Annotated in this window: 17 protein-coding genes and 1 pseudogene; 2 read left to right on the forward strand and 16 right to left on the reverse strand. The window is 39.9% G+C overall.

Annotation, left to right across the window (positions count from 1 at the left end; all coding sequences use genetic code 11):
- Nucleotides 1–124 precede the first annotated feature (124 nt).
- The 10 genes and pseudogenes from E7303_RS02940 to E7303_RS02985 form a co-directional block, all read right to left on the reverse strand.
- Nucleotides 125–1,297: a trans-sulfuration enzyme family protein gene (locus E7303_RS02940; RefSeq protein ID WP_330601609.1), complete on the reverse strand. Its 1,173-nt coding sequence runs from the start codon at nt 1,295–1,297 to the stop codon at nt 125–127.
- 38 nt (nt 1,298–1,335) lie between these two features.
- Nucleotides 1,336–2,523 carry a MalY/PatB family protein gene (locus E7303_RS02945; RefSeq protein ID WP_292143762.1) on the reverse strand — a complete coding sequence of 396 codons (1,188 nt, stop codon included), beginning with the start codon at nt 2,521–2,523 and terminating at the stop codon, nt 1,336–1,338.
- A gap of 94 nt (nt 2,524–2,617) precedes the next feature.
- The gene (gene cysK, locus E7303_RS02950; protein ID WP_292143763.1) at nt 2,618–3,553 is read right to left on the reverse strand and encodes a cysteine synthase A; all 936 of its coding nucleotides are present in this window, start codon (nt 3,551–3,553) and stop codon (nt 2,618–2,620) included.
- Nucleotides 3,554–3,700: 147 nt separating this feature from the next.
- Entirely contained in the window at nt 3,701–4,501 is an 801-nt protein-coding gene (locus E7303_RS02955) for an ABC transporter permease (protein WP_292143764.1), read from the reverse strand.
- Between the two features lie 44 nt (nt 4,502–4,545).
- The gene (locus E7303_RS02960) at nt 4,546–5,298 is read right to left on the reverse strand and encodes an ABC transporter permease (RefSeq protein ID WP_292143765.1); all 753 of its coding nucleotides are present in this window, start codon (nt 5,296–5,298) and stop codon (nt 4,546–4,548) included.
- Between the two features lie 65 nt (nt 5,299–5,363).
- A pseudogene (locus tag E7303_RS02965) lies at nt 5,364–6,182 on the reverse strand (ABC transporter ATP-binding protein); the annotation flags it as partial.
- A gap of 305 nt (nt 6,183–6,487) precedes the next feature.
- Nucleotides 6,488–7,114, reverse strand: coding sequence for a GDSL-type esterase/lipase family protein (locus E7303_RS02970; protein ID WP_292143767.1), 627 nt, complete (start codon nt 7,112–7,114; stop codon nt 6,488–6,490).
- Between the two features lie 178 nt (nt 7,115–7,292).
- A complete protein-coding gene (locus E7303_RS02975; RefSeq protein WP_292143768.1) occupies nt 7,293–8,108 on the reverse strand; it encodes a nitroreductase family protein in 816 nt (271 codons plus the stop codon).
- Between the two features lie 83 nt (nt 8,109–8,191).
- Nucleotides 8,192–9,289 carry a radical SAM protein gene (locus E7303_RS02980; RefSeq protein ID WP_292143769.1) on the reverse strand — a complete coding sequence of 366 codons (1,098 nt, stop codon included), beginning with the start codon at nt 9,287–9,289 and terminating at the stop codon, nt 8,192–8,194.
- A gap of 711 nt (nt 9,290–10,000) precedes the next feature.
- The gene (locus tag E7303_RS02985) at nt 10,001–10,471 is read right to left on the reverse strand and encodes a methylglyoxal synthase (RefSeq protein WP_292143770.1); all 471 of its coding nucleotides are present in this window, start codon (nt 10,469–10,471) and stop codon (nt 10,001–10,003) included.
- 121 nt (nt 10,472–10,592) lie between these two features.
- On the opposite strand from E7303_RS02985, the gene E7303_RS02990 reads away from it, so the two are divergent.
- Nucleotides 10,593–11,951, forward strand: a complete 1,359-nt coding sequence (locus E7303_RS02990; protein WP_292143771.1) for an MATE family efflux transporter — start codon at nt 10,593–10,595, stop codon at nt 11,949–11,951.
- Nucleotides 11,952–12,042: 91 nt separating this feature from the next.
- Here the strand turns inward: E7303_RS02990 and E7303_RS02995 are convergent, their stop codons facing one another.
- Nucleotides 12,043–12,981 carry a phosphatase PAP2 family protein gene (locus E7303_RS02995; protein WP_292143772.1) on the reverse strand — a complete coding sequence of 313 codons (939 nt, stop codon included), beginning with the start codon at nt 12,979–12,981 and terminating at the stop codon, nt 12,043–12,045.
- A 183-nt stretch (nt 12,982–13,164) separates the two neighbouring features.
- On the opposite strand from E7303_RS02995, the gene E7303_RS03000 reads away from it, so the two are divergent.
- Entirely contained in the window at nt 13,165–13,725 is a 561-nt protein-coding gene (locus tag E7303_RS03000; RefSeq protein ID WP_292143773.1) for a M48 family metallopeptidase, read from the forward strand.
- Here the strand turns inward: E7303_RS03000 and E7303_RS03005 are convergent.
- The 5 genes from E7303_RS03005 to E7303_RS03025 form a co-directional block, all read right to left on the reverse strand.
- Entirely contained in the window at nt 13,711–14,562 is an 852-nt protein-coding gene (locus E7303_RS03005; RefSeq protein ID WP_292143774.1) for a 2-oxo acid dehydrogenase subunit E2, read from the reverse strand. The genes E7303_RS03000 and E7303_RS03005 overlap by 15 nt on opposite strands.
- A 1-nt stretch (nt 14,563) precedes the next feature.
- A complete protein-coding gene (locus E7303_RS03010) occupies nt 14,564–15,295 on the reverse strand; it encodes a hypothetical protein (protein ID WP_292143775.1) in 732 nt (243 codons plus the stop codon).
- Nucleotides 15,292–16,026 (reverse strand): lysophospholipid acyltransferase family protein, encoded by a 735-nt coding sequence (locus E7303_RS03015; protein WP_292143776.1) that lies wholly within the window; start codon nt 16,024–16,026, stop codon nt 15,292–15,294. Before E7303_RS03015 ends, E7303_RS03010 begins: the two co-directional genes overlap by 4 nt.
- 164 nt (nt 16,027–16,190) lie before the next feature.
- Entirely contained in the window at nt 16,191–16,853 is a 663-nt protein-coding gene (locus E7303_RS03020) for a methionine ABC transporter permease (protein WP_330601610.1), read from the reverse strand.
- A 24-nt stretch (nt 16,854–16,877) separates the two neighbouring features.
- On the reverse strand, nt 16,878–17,849 hold the full coding sequence (locus E7303_RS03025; RefSeq protein ID WP_292143777.1) for a methionine ABC transporter ATP-binding protein: 972 nt from the start codon (nt 17,847–17,849) through the stop codon (nt 16,878–16,880).
- Nucleotides 17,850–17,868 lie beyond the last annotated feature (19 nt).

Consider the following 17,868-nt stretch of genomic DNA (forward strand, 5'->3'; position numbering starts at 1 on the left):
ATATCATTTATTGTATTTTATGCAATATGGCTTTGCACAATACTTAATTTCATTTATATCCCCATTTTTTGAAAAAAAAATACCGGAAGGATCATCGGTCCTCCCGGCATGATAAATGCTGTATTTAGATTGAAAAAACTCTTGTAAGTTCCGCTTTTAAGTCTCTTATTCCTTCAATACCTACTGAAAGTCTGAGCACTCTGTCGTTTATTCCATTTTTTTCCAAAAGCTCTTTTGGCACATCTGCATGAGTCTGGGTAATAGGATAAGTTATCAGAGTTTCCGTTCCCCCAAGACTCTCTGCAAAGTAAATTAGCTGAACATTGTTAAGTATCTTTTTGGCAAATTCTGCTGAGTCCACCTCAAAGGTAAGCATTGCTCCAAAGCCCCTTGCCTGCTTTTTCATGATCTCATATCCCGGATGTTCTGGAAGTCCCGGATAAATGACCTTTGTGACATGATCCTGTTCCTTTAAAAACTGTGCAAGTTCAAGGGCATTCTGCTGCGCTCTGTCAAGTCTGACAGCAAGTGTTCTTATTCCGCGAAGGATCAGCCAGCTGTCAAAGGGTGAAAGACCGGCACCTGTTGTTTTGTAAATAAAGCGGATCCTCTCATCAAACTCCTCATCCTTAACAACCACAAAGCCTCCAATAGTATCGTGATGACCTCCAAGGAACTTGGTTCCTGAATGAACCACAATATCCGCCCCGAGATTAAGGGGATTTTGGAAATAAGGAGACAAAAATGTATTGTCTACTATAAGAAGAAGGCCATGTTCCTTAGTAATCTTTGAAAGCTTCCTGATATCAGTAACATTCATCATAGGGTTGGTTGGCGTCTCAAGATATACTGCCTTTGTATTCTCAGTTATATAAGGTGTAATATCCTCGGTGCTTAAACTTATTGCAGTATACGTAAGCCCATTCTTTTTGCTGATCTCATTAAATAGTCTGATACTTCCTCCATAGAGATCCTCATCAATAATGAAGTGGTCTCCCGGCTTAAAAAGCTCCATAATAGTAGCGATTGCAGCCATTCCACTTGAAAAAGCCAGTGCATCTTTTCCATTTTCAAGATATGCAACAATTGACTCAAGCTGCTGCCTTGTAGGATTCTGCATTCTGGTATAATCATAGCCTGTGCTCTGCCCAAATCCGTCATGGGCAAAAGTTGCCGTCTGATAGATCGGATAGCTTATAGCTCCCCATTTGTCCATAAGATTTCTGTCAAGCTGCTGGCACTTAGTCTCTATGCTGCATCTGACTTCTGTACATTTGTTACAACCACTACAATCCATTTTTTTATATCCTCTCATTAAAATATCCGGCAATAGCATTATGCTTTTTTGTGCTTATCTGCAGCCTTACATAACTGCCAAAGAGCCTGTTCAAGCACTGCCCTTGGGCATGCTATATTTATTCTTTCAAAAAGAGCTGTCTCTTTTCCAAAGATTGCTCCGGGATCAAGCCAGAGTTTTGCTTCATCTACAATAAGCCTTTCAAGCTCTTTTGGATCATTTGTAATCTCCGAGAAATCGAGCCATACGAGATATGTTCCTTCAGGCTCTATAAGTTTAACCTCCGGAAGATTCTCTTTTAAAAAGTTTCTTAGATAATTGACATTTCCTTCAAGGTAACAGACAAGCTCCTCAAGCCACTTTTCACCCTTTGTATATGCAGAAGCTGTTGCTGTCATTGCAAGGACATTTCCCTGGCTATAGCCTGCTGCCTCGTTTTCTCTTTTAAAAACAGCTCTGGTCTCTTCATCCGGAATAATTATATTGGCAAGCTGAAGTCCTGCTATATTGAAAGTTTTGCTTGGGGCAGTTCCCAAAATAAGGCGCTTTGTATATTCCTTGCCAAGTGTGATATAGGAAACATGCTTATGACCACTATACACAAAGTCTGAATGTATTTCATCAGAAAAAACATATATATTTCTTTTAAGGCAAATATCTGCCATCTTTTGCAGTTCTTCTTTTGTCCAGACTCTTCCCACAGGATTGTGAGGACTGCAAAGAATAAACATCTTTACATTCTCTGAAACTATCTTTTTTTCAAAGTCATCAAAATCAATCTCATAGTGCCCGTCTTTATATACAAGCTGGTTGTTGACCACTTTTCGGCCATTTAAAGCTATTGATTCCATAAAAGGATAATAAACCGGCTGCTGGATAAGTACAGAATCCCCAGGCTTAGTGAAAGCCCTTATGGCAAGCGAAATGGAATGAACCATGCCAGGTTCTATGGTATTCCAGTCATCCTCTATTACAAAGCCATGTCTTTTTTCAAACCAGTGTCTTAGTGAAGCTTTATAATCATCCTTAGGATCTGTGTATCCGAATATCCCATGCGCTACTCTTTTCTGAATATCCGAAAGTATCTCTTCAGGAAGCTTAAAATCCATATCTGCAACCCACAGTGGAAGCAGATCATCCCTTCCTTTTCTCTCCGGTCCAAAATCAAACTTAAGGCTGCTTGTGCCTCTTCTTGCTATTATTTCATCAAAGTTATATTTTCCCATGCGCTCTTTTTACCATTTCTGATTATGAGTATTGCTCCGAAGCAAATGAGCCCCGGAGCAATATTTGAAAGAAGATTATTATGAAGCAAAACCATTAGTCGGCAAATAATGGTGTTGAAAGATATCTGTCACCAGAGTCAGGTAAAAGAACTACGATATTCTTTCCCTTGTTTTCTTCCCTGTTTGCTAAGATTGTAGCAGCCTTAAGTGCTGCACCTGATGAAATACCTACAAGAATACCTTCTGAAACCGCAAATCTCTTGCCTTCTTCAAAGGCATCATCATTCTCGATTGCAATAACTTCATCATAAATTTTTGTGTTAAGTGTATCAGGAACAAATCCTGCACCGATTCCCTGAATCTTGTGTGCACCGGCCTCACCCTTTGAAAGTACAGGGCTTGTAGCTGGCTCTACAGCAACAATTTTCACATCAGGATTCTGCTCTTTTAAATATTCGCCTACACCTGTAATTGTTCCGCCTGTGCCTACACCTGCTACGAAGATGTCTACTTTTCCGTCTGTCTGCTTCCAGATCTCAGGACCTGTTGTAGCTTTGTGAACTGCAGGGTTTGCCGGATTTACAAACTGTCCGAGAATTATTGAACCTTCAATCTGTCCATTGAGCTCATCAGCCTTTGCAATTGCGCCCTTCATTCCCTTTGCGCCTTCTGTAAGAACGATCTCTGCGCCATAAGCCTTAAGAAGATTTCTTCTCTCTACGCTCATTGTGTCAGGAAGAGTAAGGATTGCTCTGTATCCCTTTGCTGCTGCAACTGCTGCAAGACCGATTCCCGTATTTCCTGAAGTAGGCTCGATAATTGTAGCTCCTGGTTTAAGCTTTCCGCTCTTTTCAGCATCTTCGATCATGCTAAGAGCAACTCTGTCCTTTACTGATCCGGCTGGATTTAAGTATTCAAGCTTGGCAAGAAGTGTTGCGTTTGTAGCTCCTGCCTTTTTGCTGTAATTGTTAAGTTTAAGAAGTGGTGTTCCCCCAATAAGTTCTAATGCGCTTTCTTTGATGTCTGCCATGATGATTTCCTCCATATATTCTTAATGTATTTGTGTTCTTTGTTTGTTTTGATAAATTGATATTAGCACAGAAAAAAATAAAGTGAAATTAAACAAAGGTTATAGGCAGGGTTAAAGGTTACTTATCATACCGGATCAGATTCCTTATCAACTGCCTGTTGATCTGTAATGTCTCATGGCTAAATGGAAAAGCGCCGTCATCACCACAAAAACAACAGCTCCGGCAAGGGGCGTAACAAAAGCCGTCCAGACAGGCCAGCCATATAACGGTTTATCCAATATCCAGGACCCCGGAACATGCATTGTCAGCGCAAATGGCGCAATAACAGTAAAAAGAGCTCTAAGGGGCAAAGGATAAACATCGATCGGGTACTGACAGGCGCTTCGCCCGCCGTAGGTTATAGCATTTACCAGTTCCACGGATTTTACACTGAAAATAGAAAAGATTGCCTCGATCATAAAAAGTCCCAATATAAGAAGGCAGCTCATGGCTATGGACTCAACCAAAGCAAGCACCTTAAGGGGGCTCCAGGCAATTCCTGAAAGATTACTCCCCATGACAAGCGCCGCCACGCCCACTGCTATGCAGGTAATTCTTCTTGGGTCTGTTCCGCCGCACAAAACCTGGGTAAGCACTCCTCTTGGCCTTATGAGAAATGTATCAAGTCTCCCAGTCCTTACCATAGAGGGAAAATCTCCTGTAATTCCTCTTCCAAACAGCTCCGTAAGGTAAAAGGATACAGACATTATCCCGAAAAAGAAATACAGATTTCCTCCGCTCCATCCCTTCAGATTCTCAAATCTGTCAACTATAAGGATGACAACCATCATCTCGCCGCCCTCCATAACAAGCTGCGCGAGGGTCTGCATGATAAAAGAAGACGGATACTGCAATTGGCTCTTAAGTAGCATTCCTATTGATTTAAAATATAGTCGTAGTGTATTCATTTTTTCTCCAAACTAATAACTGCTAAAGCTGATATTAGCCTATCTCAACCTCCCTGAACTATCATGCGTTTCTTGTTTGCATTCCACATAGCCTCGCCCAATGCAATAAGAATTACCACCCAGAAGGCCTGAATGGCATAGATCCTTAAAGCCTCGTTTGGCATGAAGCTTCCCGTATACAGCCTGATGGGCGCATCAAGAAGCTGCGCATATGGTAAAAAAGTAATAACCTTTTGCCAGCTTTCCGGAAAAAGAGTCAGGGGAAGAAGGTTTCCTGAAAAGGTCATCATCAAAAGACTAAGAAGTCCCTGCATTCCTCTTGGATCAAGGGTCTTCATGGTAAAAGCAACAGTGATATTTTCAAGAGCACAGACGCACAAAAGTCCTAAAAAGAGAGCCGGTATAGCAGCTAAAAATCCAGGTAAAGATGCAGGAAGACTTATTCCCCATCCCTTGGGTAGTAAAGAAGCCATCACCAGCATAGGAACGGCACGCATGATACTTCCCATTAGTTTCTGGGCCATGATCCTGGCATAGTAAAATCCGTACATATCTACAGGCCTGCACATATCATAGGCTATATCCCCTGATTTTATCTTGTCCACCAGCTCTGAATCAGAAGCCAGCATCATTCTAAAGAAAGCCTGCTGCAGCCATACATAAGTTGCAACGCTTTCAATAGGCAAAGACTGGGGTTTTCCTGCATAAAGTGCCCTGTAGAGCGCAACCAGAATAAGACCGAAGAACATCTGACAAGCGATTCCTCCGATCATTGCCCCTCTATATTGAAGCTCCATACGAAGCCTCATTTTAAAAACTGTAAAATATGACATGGTCACCCTCTGATAGTTGATTTTACTTTTTACAGATCAAGTTCCTTATACATTGCAGCAATCAGATGATCTGTGTTCTCCGGCTGTAAAGTAAGTTCCCGGATATTCCCTGCATCCTGTAGTAATCCCAAAAGGTGTGATGTCGGAAAATCAGATGGATTGTAGCTTAGTTCAATTCCATCTTCAGTCTGTTTCCATTTAATTCCTTCAGGAAGTCTAAAATCTGCCAGCTCTCCATCATATTTAATATTCACATTGCGAACTGTATCGTAACGCTCAAGAAGATCCTGAAGCTTTCCGTCAAATAGTTTTTTACCATGCCCAAGAACCATAACCCTCGAGCACAGTGCCTCAATATCTTCCATATCATGGGTTGTGAGCATGATTGTTGTTCCATACTCTCTGTTTTCCCATTTAAGAAAATCCCTCAGTGAGAGCTTACTTACCGCATCAAGGCCGATTGTCGGCTCATCAAGAAATAAGAGCTCCGGCCTGTGAAGAAGTGATCCGCACAGCTCTGCCCTCATCCTTTGTCCAAGACTAAGGAGCCTTAGCGGTGTCCTTAAGAGTTGTTCAAGATCAAGGGCGCCTGTCAGCTCTTTTAACCTTGATTCATAATTCCCCTTGGGAATCCTGTATATATCCCTAAGAAGCATATAGCTGTCGATTATGGGAACATCCCACCAAAGCTGGCTTCGCTGTCCAAACACAACTCCTATATTCTTAACGTGACTTTTCCTCTCCTTCCAGGGAACTATACCTCCGACCTTTACATCGCCACCATCCGGCGTAAGGATTCCCGAAAGAATCTTTACCGTGGTTGATTTTCCTGCTCCGTTAGGTCCTATATATCCTACAAGTTCTCCCTTTTCAACAGAAAAAGAAACATCTTTTAGAGCATTCACAATTTCTTTTTCCCTAAAAAGTTTTCCTTTTTCACGTTTCTTTTTTACTGTAAAATTCTTCTTTAAGTTATTGACTTCTATATAGCTCATAACCGCTCCTTGATGGTGAGTGGCTGGTAAGTATCTCTAGCCTCTTGAGTTATTATATATATAGTAAAAGCAGCGTACAATCCAAAATCCGAATCATACGCTGCAAAATATATTATTCCTGTCAGGGAAATCCTTACTCACAACAAGACCATATACAATCACGCTATCATCTCTTCAACCTTCTTACAGATAACATCTGCAAATATCTTGTGTCCTTCCTCATCCATGTGCTCGTCATCAACAGGGCTTGGATGAACATAGTCAGATGCTGCAAGAAAGCCAGTTCCTCTTTTGCGTGCGATGGTCTCATAGACCTTTTTTAGCTCCTTACTGGTAGATACAGAATCTGTGTCAAACTCAGGGTCTTTTTCAGGATGCCAGACATCATCTCCAAGATGGATTGGCGATACCAAAAGAATTTTCTCAGGTTCAACGTACTTTTCCAGAATATCAAGACATCTCTCTATACCCTTACCAATCACATAAGCTGATGCATTATAAAAGCTCTTGCAATCGTTGGTTCCAAGCATAAGAATAACTCCGTCCACCGGATACTGACTCTCCAAAAGCGGATCAAGTATGCTCACTGCCTTACGTCCCGGTCGAAGCTCATCTTCAAATATGGTAGTTCTTCCACAAAGTCCTTCTTCAGCCACTCTCACATCACTTATCTTATTTTGAAGGATGCTTGTCCATCGTACTCCCCAGGGATATCTTTCTTTTGTTCTCGAACCGGGAACAAGTCCCCATGTATTGGAATCACCAAATGCCATTATCTGTTTCATATCACTATTCCCCTAAAATCACCATTAACGTTTTCTATAATAATTATCTACTATGTGATTTCTTTTGTATAAGACATGAAACTTATCGGCAGATATAAGCTTTTCTACTCAACAAAAAAGAGGAGCAGCTAAACTGTTCCTCTTTGAATTAAATATCCGTATTATTTCTATTTACTTATCAGAATTCATATGTCATTACATATTCAACCTGATCAGGAGTCTTTATACCAGGATCTTCAATCTTGCATACAGGCTTTCTCATTTCAGATATCATCTGAGTTTCAAAATGATACATTGCAATTCCCATATCAATTTTCTGAAGATCGTAATTGGCTGAAACAAAGCCTTTATCATGGTGCTCATAAAAATGAGCTTTCTTACCATCTATAACAATTCTCCATGGCTGCTTATTTACTGCTGATGGAGCATATTTTACAACTTCAAGATCATCAAAAAGACCATGTGTCTTAGCGTACTGCTCATCAATAGGGGTGTTAAAATCTCCGTCAAAGAAGAGCTCTTTGAAATCAAGTCTTGTATCTGCCTTGACTCCTTTTCTCATAAGTACTTCTTTTACGCCCATTTTCCTGGCTGTAACACCAAGCGGACTTACACATGGCATAACCTCATCCTCTCCAAGATTTGATGCCTCTTCAAATTTTTCTCTTGGCATTGTTCCGCCTATCATAACTGTTCCAAGTCCAAGCTCATGAGCCTTCATCAAAAGCTTTTCAAAACTATAGCCATAAGCTTCCTCTGCATGCTCCTGCTTTTTAACAACAGCACTTACATAGAGCTTTTCACTTGAAAGAACCGGGCTTGAGAGCTTATGCTCAGCAGCATCAAGGAAAATGAATCTTACATCTACTCCGTACGGATTGGAAATAGTCTGCGCAAAAGCCTTAAGTTCTTCAATAACTTTTGCATCAGGCATATTGCCATCGAATGTTCTGACGCTTCTTCTACTCTTTACAAGTTCCACAAAACTTTTCATTTTGAACACACTTCTCTACTTATCTTTTTTCTATCAACATAAAGAATTCTGCATTTACTCTTTTAATTCTTTCAAAACACATTTCACACAGCATTCCCAAGGAGCGCCTCTACTTCTTTTCTCTTTTCGTAAAGAACGCATCCTCCATCATGATCATCCAAAAGAACTCCTTCGCTCTGAAGAGCCTTGAAGAGTTTTGAATTTATCGCCTCTCTAAGAGAAGTATCCTTAACATTTATATCAGAATATGGCGAAAATGGGCATGGCTCTGCGCCGCCGTGTGAATTGATATGGAAAAATCCTCTTCCTGCAGCGATACAACCACCTGAGCTCTTCTCATCTCCCGGGAATGAAACAAATACCATCTCCGGATGCTCCACTCTTAGTCTTGCGATTTCTTTTTTCAGATACTCTCTGTCTTCATCTCCCGGTGCCAGATGCTTTGAGTCTTCTGTAACAGGAACAAATTCAACAAATATAACAGCCTTGCATCCCTTGTCAGAGAGCATGCTGATAAACTTCTCAGAAGAAACGTCCTTAAGGTTCTCAGTAGTAACCGTTACAGATGATCCATAGATAAGGCCTCTTTTATTAAGCTCATCCATGTTTGAGACAAGCTTATCATAAACGCCTTCACCTCTTCTGTTATCAGTGGCTTCTTTTTCACCCTCGATACTCATGATCGGAACAAGATTTCTATTCTTATCAAACATGTCAAAATACTTATCAGCCATGTAAGTTCCATTTGTAAATATAGGGAAAAGAATATTCTGCTTTTTGCCCGCAGCCTCAATCACGCCTTTTCTAAGAAGAGGCTCACCACCTGCAAGAAGGATAAAGCTTACTCCAAGGTCATCTGCTTCATCAAAAACCTTGAGCCAGTCTTCATCGGAAAGCTGCTGAACCGGCTCTGTATCCTCAGTTGCATTATTGCATCTGGAATAACAGCCTGCACAGTGGAGATTACAGCTGCTTGTTATGCTGGCAATAAGAAATGGCGGAATATGCTCACCTTCTTTTTCAAGACCAGCTCTTTTTTTGGAAGCAGCCTTGGATGCAAGTGCGAACTTTGCCATATACGCACTTTCCTTAGGATTTTTAAGGGTTGCCTTTATTGCGTCTGAAACAACCCTTTCTACACCTTTTGTCATATATTCCTGGATATTAAAATCATTAGCCATAAAACATTCTCCTACAAAATGCTGAGTTTATTTTGTACTTTTTTGCCTTGTACTACTACTTTTTATATTTTATGTTAGCATTATACCATGTTTTATATTTTTTGCAATTATATTGTTTTCAATGCTTCTGACACCTTTGGGCTCAGTATATGTCCATTTTTCCAAGAGCATTGCGGGTAAAAATAAACAAAACGCAGGTTTTTACCCAGGAGTTAGTGAATGATTTGGGCAAAGAAATAAAAGAGATGATTTTTACCCGAGAATTATTGAATAAGCTTGGGTAAATATGAAAATAATGATAGATTTACCCAATGATTGTTTTGATAACTCGGGTAAAAGGCAGAGAAAATTAAATATTGCCCATGGGTACTATGAAAATACGGGCAAAAGGTCAGAAAATTAAAAAATTACCCGTAGATAGAAAAGTAGCCCCTACTGTTCCCATCATCCTCACCGTCGGCAAGAAATAGACGGCGTTACAATCAGGTTCAGGGTGGCGGACGATTCCACGGCATATGTCTGTATCACTTAAAATGGTGATCATATTAAATTGTTAAAAGCAGAAGGCTTACGCATCCAGCGTAAGCCTTCGTAACTATAATCAATTCTGTTTTATTTCCTGTTGCTCATGGAAAACAATAGTATTTTTAACAAAAAGGGAGCATTCTATCGGAAGCTAAATGCTTACGTCAAAATACTCTCCCAAGTCTTTTACAGCAGTGTCTCGGCTCTGTGCTCAATATTCTGTTTGAAATTAATAACATCATGATCATACTCTTCATCCATGTATGAAGAATGAAGCAGGAAGTCTGCTGTTGCCTTGTTGTTGGCAAATGGTATGTCATATACCTGTGCAATTCTCATAAGTGCCTTAACGTCAGGATCATGAGGTGCTGCTGTTAAAGGATCCGAGAAGAATATTACAAAATCTACTTTTCCTTCTACAATCTTGGCACCGATCTGCTGGTCTCCACCAAGTGGTCCTGAGTTGTAGCCCCTTACAGGAAGTCCCGTCGCATCTGTTATCATACGGGCTGTTGTTCCTGTTCCGCATAAAAAGTGCTTGTTTAGTATTTCTGCGTTATCCTTGCACCATTTTATAAGCTCAGCTTTTTTGCCATCGTGTGCTATAAGCGCAATGTTCTTTTGTTTCTTGATAGTTAGCGTTATTGTTTCTGCCATGTTGGTCTCTCCTTATGAAATGTCGCTGTTACTAATTATATATCAACAATTCTTCACGTAAAATACACATTAATTCATAATTTCCATCTTTTTGTCATGTTATAATAGATTTATGAATACTATGAATAAAAAAATTAATAAAACAATGACTGATATGACTACAGGGACGCTTCTTGATAAGATCGTCCTTTTTGCGTTGCCCCTTGCTATTACAAGTATCCTTCAGCAGCTTTTTAACGCTGCGGATCTTGCTGTTGTAGGCCGTTTTGCCTCACCACAGGCCATGGCCGCAGTAGGCAGCAATTCTTCAGTCATAAACCTTATCATCAGTTTCTTTGTGGGATTATCTGTAGGTGCCAATGCCCTTATAGCTATGGAGATTGGCAGCGGACATAAAGAGAGGATCAATGAAACCGTACACACTGTAATTACAGTATCTCTGATCGCCGGATGCTCACTTATCGTGATCGGATTTTTCGTTTCCAAACCTCTTTTGATACTAATGGCTGCTCCAGCCGAAGTATTGAATCTGGCTATACTATATCTGAGAATATATTTCTTTGCCATGCCTGCACTTATGATCTACAACTATGGCTCAGCTATCCTCAGAAGTAAAGGTGATTCAAAAAGACCCCTTTACGCCATGGTACTTTCCGGAATCATAAATATCTTCCTTAATCTGATATTTGTAATAATCTTCCACCTTCATGTCATAGGTGTTGCCCTTGCCACCGTTTTTTCAAACATGTTTGGTGCCGGCCTTGTTCTTTACTTCCTTTTGACAGAGGAAGAGTCTTTCAGACTTAGCTTCAAAAAGCTTTGTGTCAACAAGGATTATCTTATAAAGATGCTTAAAATTGGTCTTCCTGCAGGACTACAGGGAGCAGTTTTCTCATTGTCCAACGTAGTTATTCAGTCAACAGTTAACAGCTTTGGTGCTGATGCAATCGCAGGAGCCACTGCTGCAGCTAATTTTGACTTCATCTCCTACTGCGCAATGAACGGCTTTGCTCAGGCCGCTGTAACCTTCACCAGTCAAAACTACGGTGCAAAACGCTATGACAGATGCAAAAAAGTATTCAGGATCAGCATGGGATGCGGTGTTGGTGCTTCAGTTATTGTGGTACTCATTCTTTCTGTATTTAGGTATCAGGTGATAAATCTCTTTACTACTGATCCTGCAGTTATCGAATATGCCATGATAAGAATAAGCAGTGCCTTCTACTTCCACTACCTTATTGGAACCTATGAAATAAGCGGTGGATGCCTAAGAGGCATGAACCGCTCACTATTCCCTGCACTTATTTCTATATTTGGAACCTGCGTATTCAGACTGATATACGTCTTTACCTACATACCAAAGCACCACAACTTCAGTTCACTCTTCCACGTATATCCGCTGTCATGGTTACTTACCGGTGCCATCACCATAAGCGTCTACTTCATTGTACGCGCCAAAGTATTCAAAGAGCATGATTGAGTGTAGTCAGTGGATAAGACAGAGGGACGGTTCTTTTGACTTGTATAAATATATAAGTCAAAAGAACCGTCCCTCTGTCTTATTTTTTCAATCAATTACTTTCTCTCTTTATCACAATTGGCCAGATACACATTACAAACGCAATCATTATGAAACGTGCTATGAAGTGCCCCCAGTGAGATCCGAAAGCTGCTACTACTGTCGCAGGAGCAAACCATTCTTTCCAGGCAAATGTAAGAGCAAATCCAATGCTGACAAGAAGTGGAAGATTTTTTGAACCAACCGGGATCTCGTAGTGAACATAGTGACGCTCAATAAAACTTCCAACAAGTAAACCAACAAAAGCTCCGCATGCTTTAAAGTAATCATTCATCATTTTCTGAGGATCAACTAAAAGATTTCCTGAAGCATCGTAGTCCATTGGATACGATTTAAAATGCACATAGACAAGGGATACAACTATGAAGATCAGTCCTACAAGTGTAAGAATATCAATTACCTTTTCATTTCCTTCTACTTTTTTGTAAACTGCAGCAACTGCGCAGATGATGATAATTGACTCTATCATTGCAACAAGAACATCCTGAGGTGTATGAACGCCAAGGAAATTCCTTGAGAAGCCAGTGAGCAGGATAAGCACTCCACAGAGAATACAGATCTTTTTCCTCTTATCCTTCTGCCATTCAATTATTGAGCCATAAATTGTTGTTGCCGTTTTTGTATGACCGCTTGGAAAAGAATAACCGGTGGCTGCAACTTTTGAATCACCTGCCGGTTCTATAAGATCTGACCTTATCCAAGGGCGATATGCGCACACTGTGAGTTTGATAAGTCCATTGATAACCTCGCTAAACCACTGGTTGATCATGAAAATATAACCCCATTTCTTGTCAACGCCCCAAAAGATCACAAAGGGTAAAAACGGTAAAATCTCTACAGCAAACTTTGAAAGAGCATTAAAGAACTCGTCAAATAAGCCTCCTGTCGCTCCTCTTAGTTCCTGCAACCATAATAGATACTGAATGTCCATAATTCTTTGTTTCTCCTCTCCTCATAATTGTTTACACAATTCAGTTTAACAATTTTTGGGTAACCAGATTATTAAAATTATATTAAATAAGAACCGTCCCTCTGTCTTACTTGACTCCACACTTTTCTCACCTCACAAAATCTGCTAAATTATATGTGACGAAAATGAAAGGCCAAGTAATACATGCCACCGATTAAACTTGTAAGAAGTAAAAGAAAAACTCTATGTATAGAAGTAACCACAAATTGCGAAGTCATTGTAAGAGCACCGCTAAGGGTATCTGAAAAAGAAATAAACAGATTCATAGGTGAAAAAGCTGACTGGATAGAAAAAAGCCTATCCAAAATGAAACTCAGACAAAACAAAAAAGCTGAAGAAAACAGCAATCTAAAACCGCTAAACGAACTTGACATAAAGCTTTTTACCACAAAAGCAAAAAGGATAATTCCCGTTAAGGTAAAAAAATATGCGGACATAATCGGAGTTGATTATGGCCGCATCACTATCAAAATGCAAAAGAGTCGCTGGGGAAGCTGCAGTTCTAAAGGAAACCTGAACTTCAACTGTCTTCTTATGAATGCCCCGGATGAAATAATAGATTACGTTGTAGTTCATGAGCTCTGTCACAGAAAAGAGATGAATCACTCTCCTCGTTTCTGGGCCCATGTGGAAAAAGTGCTTCCAGATTATAAAGAGCGCCGCAAATGGCTGAAAGATCACGGGAATGAATTATATTTCTTTTGATAAAGTTCCTTCCAAAAGCTCAGGATTTTCAATGAGCTTCTGAACAAGCCTAAGTGATCTTCCATAGTAGAATCCATCAGATATTCTCTCATCAAGAGTAACCGCAAGATCTATAACTCTCTTCATGGTAACATTTCCATCTTTGTCATAAAATGGCTTGAATTTTTTGGTTCCCACTATGACAAATATGGAATTTGTTCCCCAGTTCATAAGATGGTGATATCCAATATCCATTCCCAGAGATCCTAGATTTGTAAGTACCACTGAGCACTGATAAGGATCAGTTGCTATAACAGACTTTGGCATCCATCCATGCCTGTCAAGATATCTTGCCACTGCACCAATAACATGTTTAGCAGGGAGTCTCTTGATGAAATTCATAGCGTCTGTAGACTCATCATCCTCAACTTTACACTTCGCTATCTGTTCCCTTACTTTAAAGCTTATGCTCTCGAGATTATCAGTATCTTCTGCAACGATTCTTGCAAGAGTTTCATCTCCGTCATCCCTGAACTCTTTTTTTACTGTAAATGCCGCTGTTATGCAGTTTCTCTGATACATAGTCTGATTGGCGATAAAGCGGTTCATCTGAGGACGAAGTCTTAAGGTCTTAAGCATTGCTGCAATAATGATATCAAAAATAGCAATCCTGTTATCAGGATGCTCCTCGTTATACTTTTTTATATAATCTTCTGTTTTAGTTATATCAACAGAAACCTTCATATAAGCTTCGTTATCACATCTGTTCGGATACATCAGTGGCATCACATAATGCATTGCATCGATATCCCTTATCTGTGTTCCATCAGATCTGTCGCCTATTCTTCTTTTTCCCATGTTAATAGTCCTCCTTTATGTCTGATTTAGAACGGTCTGATGTGGATACCTTAACCGACCTGAATACGGTCGCAAGTGATATCTCACTCCCAAATAAAAGAAGTTCAAGAAACAAATACATTATTACTGCCGCCAATACATCAACAAATGAATGCTGTTTTACAAAGCAAACCGAAACGCATATCATCAGGCCCCATAGCACAATAAGAGCTTTTTTAACGGCTTTAATGTCCTTTCTAATGAGCCATGCAGAAAGAACTGCAAGGGTATATCCCACATGAAGGGACGGACATACGCCGGTTGGCGTATCTGCTTTATATATTATTCCAAGAAGCCATGTACAGAAATTTTCATGTTCAAAATGCTCAGGTCTAAGATGCTGAACAGATGGCCATGCTATATAGGTTATAACAGATATTATCTGCATTCCCACTATAATCTTTTCGGCTCTTACAAAGCTCTCTATATCGTACAGAGCAAAGTCAAGAAGCGAGATTACCATGAAGAAGTACCATGATACGTAAAACAGTACAAAATACTCATTAAAAGGAACTATGTCATCGACAACACTGTGAACTACATGACATCTGCTTTCAGGAATTAACCTTTCCGTAACAAAGTACATTATAAGGTAAGCCAGCCATCCTAAAAGAAGCAGCAAATGTCTGTACTCCTTATCTTTAATATTTGATAATCTAAGTTTTCTATAATCAACAACTGGTTTTTTCATCATTTTCTTTCATTATATGGATAATACTTTTTTGATACATTTGGATATGGGACAACCCTGTGCCTTGGAAGACCATACGCAATCTCAGAAATACTCTCCTGAAGACAGGTGCATATCCTATCAGCTTCAACATCTGACTTTGCCTTAGGATCATACATGATGGGCTTTCCAAAAATGAGCTTTTTAAGTTCCGGGCATACATACATAGGAACAAAAGGAACGCTCTTACCGGTTTGCCTGTAGTAATACTTGGCAACATAGACAAAGCCCCTCTGAAACTCATGAACGATGTTATTGTATTCTGTGTAATCCTCAGGAAAAATAACAACGGATGCATTCTCAGCAAGCTTTTCACCTGATATCTGAAAAGTCTTCATGACACGTTTATCTCTGTACACCGGGATTGTATCTGCATTGGTAAATATGAGTTCTGAAAGCGGAGGAATGATATGGGAAAAAAGTTTAAAGAACGGTCTTAAAATAACAGGCTTTTTTGACCAAAAATCCTTGTATGCATAATCAGCAACTTTATCTTTTTCCATCATCTCAGAAATACACCAGGTATAATGTTTTCTGGGAAAATACAGCTCTGCCGCAAGCGGGCCAAAGGCCTGAGAATGATTTCCCACAACTATCGACGGTCCATCGGGAAGGTTTTCTACACCTTCTGCTTTAAATACCGGAGCTACCATAGAAACTATTTTTCTGATCACACAAAAAACAGGACTTTTCACATTTCCTCCAACATAGATTTAAGTCAAACTAAGGTATTAGTATAACTCTTTTTTAATTTCTTCGCCATACATAAACAGTCATAATTCCAAATAAAAAAGCATGTCTTTCTCGGCATGCTTTCAATTATTTGGGAAGTTTTCCTACTGCCCTAAATTTAGGATGATCAGCTCATCTTCTTGTACATATGGTTTCCTATCATCTGAATAAGCTGAACAAATGCTATCAGTACGATTGAACATACAATAAGATAATCTGTTTTGTACTGCTGGTAGCCATAACGGATCGCAATATCACCTATTCCGCCACCGCCTACTGTACCTGCCATTGCAGAATATCCGATGAGAGAAATGATAAGAAGTACTACACCGTTTAACATTCTTGGAATAGATTCTTTTACATATACTCTCATAAGTATCTGGAAGTTAGACGCGCCAAATGATCTGGCAGCTTCTATAACTCCGGAATTAGTCTCTCTAAGGCTTGTCTCAAATACCCTTGCAATATAAGGAATTGCTGACACTGTAAGAGGTACGATCGAAGCAGTTGTTCCAATAGACTTTCCTACAACCATTCTTGTAAACGGAATGAGTATTACCAAAAGAATGATGAAAGGAAAGCTTCTGAAAACATTAACAATAAAACTGAGTATCTCATATACCAGCTTGTTAGGCTTAAGTCCGTCGGGAGCTGTAAGCGTAAGAATGATCGCCGGTATAAAGCCCAGTATCACTGAAAAAAGTGTAGACCAGAACACCATGTAAAGTGTCTGCTTAAAGGCAGTGAAAACAACTGCTCCCATGCCTGTTGTTGATAAAATTCCTGACATTTGTAATTCTCCTATATAAGCAATTTAGTTAATGCGCTCCCATGTAACTTTCTTGGAATCAAGGAAAGCACAGGCTCTATCAAGGTCTTTTTCCTCCATATTAAGGACAAGGCTTCCATAAACATCTTCTCTGAAGTCCTCAAGCTTTGCCCAACAGATGTTGAAATCTGTGTGAAGCTCCTGGGACATCTGTGTAACGATAGGCCTCTGATTGCCCTCTCCAAAGAAAAAGAGCTTAAGATTAACTCCTGTCGTTGGAAGCTTATCACTCTCTTCTCTAAGGAAGTCTCTGATCTCACGTTCTTTTGGCCATACAAAGAGCTGTTCAGGCTTACCAACTGCAAGCATTTTGCCGCTGCTAAGGAAAGCTACCTTCTGACAGATCTGCTTAACTACTTCCATCTGATGGGTTACGATGATGATTGTAATTCCCATCTCCCTGTTGATCTTCTGTAACAGTGCAAGAATGCCCTTTGTAATCTCAGGGTCAAGTGCACTTGTAGCCTCATCACACAATAAAAACTCAGGATCAAGCACCAGCGCCCTTGCTATGGCAACTCTCTGCTTCTGTCCGCCTGAAAGTTCCCTTGGCTTGGCATGTACCTTATCTTCAAGTCCTACAAGCTTTATGAGGTTTAAGATCTTTTCTTTTGCCTCAGGTGTATTGGTCTTCATGCCCCAGAACTTCATAGGAAGAGCCACATTTCCATACACATCAAGTCGCTCAAGAAGATTAAAGCCCTGGAAGATCATTCCCATTCTCTTTTGAAGAAGACGAAGGTTCTTTTTATCATTGATGTCAACCTTCTGATCATCTACAAGTATCTCTCCCTGATCGTATGACTCAAGACCGTTTATGCATCTGAGCAGTGTTGACTTTCCGGCTCCTGACTGTCCGATTATTCCGAAAATCTCTCCCTTTTCTATTTCAAGAGAAATGTCTTTTAATACTTCATTGTTCTTAAAAGACTTCTTAACATTTTGAATCTTTATCATTTTACCTAACTTCCTGTTG

It is taken from the genome of Butyrivibrio sp. (assembly GCF_015056685.1).
Classification (GTDB): Bacteria; Bacillota; Clostridia; order Lachnospirales; family Lachnospiraceae; genus Butyrivibrio.

What these genes read in the sequence shown, in the direction of transcription:
- E7303_RS03010 (WP_292143775.1), bottom strand. Translation starts at nt 15,295, where the DNA reads ATGATGAAAAAACCAGTTGTTGATTATAGAAAACTTAGATTATCAAAT.
- E7303_RS02955 (WP_292143764.1), bottom strand. Translation starts at nt 4,501, where the DNA reads ATGAATACACTACGACTATATTTTAAATCAATAGGAATGCTACTTAAG.
- E7303_RS02990 (WP_292143771.1), top strand. Translation starts at nt 10,593, where the DNA reads ATGAATAAAAAAATTAATAAAACAATGACTGATATGACTACAGGGACG.
- E7303_RS02970 (WP_292143767.1), bottom strand. Translation starts at nt 7,114, where the DNA reads ATGAAACAGATAATGGCATTTGGTGATTCCAATACATGGGGACTTGTT.
- E7303_RS03025 (WP_292143777.1), bottom strand. Translation starts at nt 17,849, where the DNA reads ATGATAAAGATTCAAAATGTTAAGAAGTCTTTTAAGAACAATGAAGTA.
- E7303_RS03005 (WP_292143774.1), bottom strand. Translation starts at nt 14,562, where the DNA reads ATGGGAAAAAGAAGAATAGGCGACAGATCTGATGGAACACAGATAAGG.
- E7303_RS03000 (WP_292143773.1), top strand. Translation starts at nt 13,165, where the DNA reads ATGCCACCGATTAAACTTGTAAGAAGTAAAAGAAAAACTCTATGTATA.
- E7303_RS02940 (WP_330601609.1), bottom strand. Translation starts at nt 1,297, where the DNA reads ATGGATTGTAGTGGTTGTAACAAATGTACAGAAGTCAGATGCAGCATA.
- E7303_RS02980 (WP_292143769.1), bottom strand. Translation starts at nt 9,289, where the DNA reads ATGGCTAATGATTTTAATATCCAGGAATATATGACAAAAGGTGTAGAA.
- E7303_RS03020 (WP_330601610.1), bottom strand. Translation starts at nt 16,853, where the DNA reads ATGTCAGGAATTTTATCAACAACAGGCATGGGAGCAGTTGTTTTCACT.
- E7303_RS02995 (WP_292143772.1), bottom strand. Translation starts at nt 12,981, where the DNA reads ATGGACATTCAGTATCTATTATGGTTGCAGGAACTAAGAGGAGCGACA.
- E7303_RS02960 (WP_292143765.1), bottom strand. Translation starts at nt 5,298, where the DNA reads ATGGAGCTTCAATATAGAGGGGCAATGATCGGAGGAATCGCTTGTCAG.
- E7303_RS02975 (WP_292143768.1), bottom strand. Translation starts at nt 8,108, where the DNA reads ATGAAAAGTTTTGTGGAACTTGTAAAGAGTAGAAGAAGCGTCAGAACA.
- E7303_RS02945 (WP_292143762.1), bottom strand. Translation starts at nt 2,523, where the DNA reads ATGGGAAAATATAACTTTGATGAAATAATAGCAAGAAGAGGCACAAGC.
- E7303_RS02985 (WP_292143770.1), bottom strand. Translation starts at nt 10,471, where the DNA reads ATGGCAGAAACAATAACGCTAACTATCAAGAAACAAAAGAACATTGCG.
- cysK (WP_292143763.1), bottom strand. Translation starts at nt 3,553, where the DNA reads ATGGCAGACATCAAAGAAAGCGCATTAGAACTTATTGGGGGAACACCA.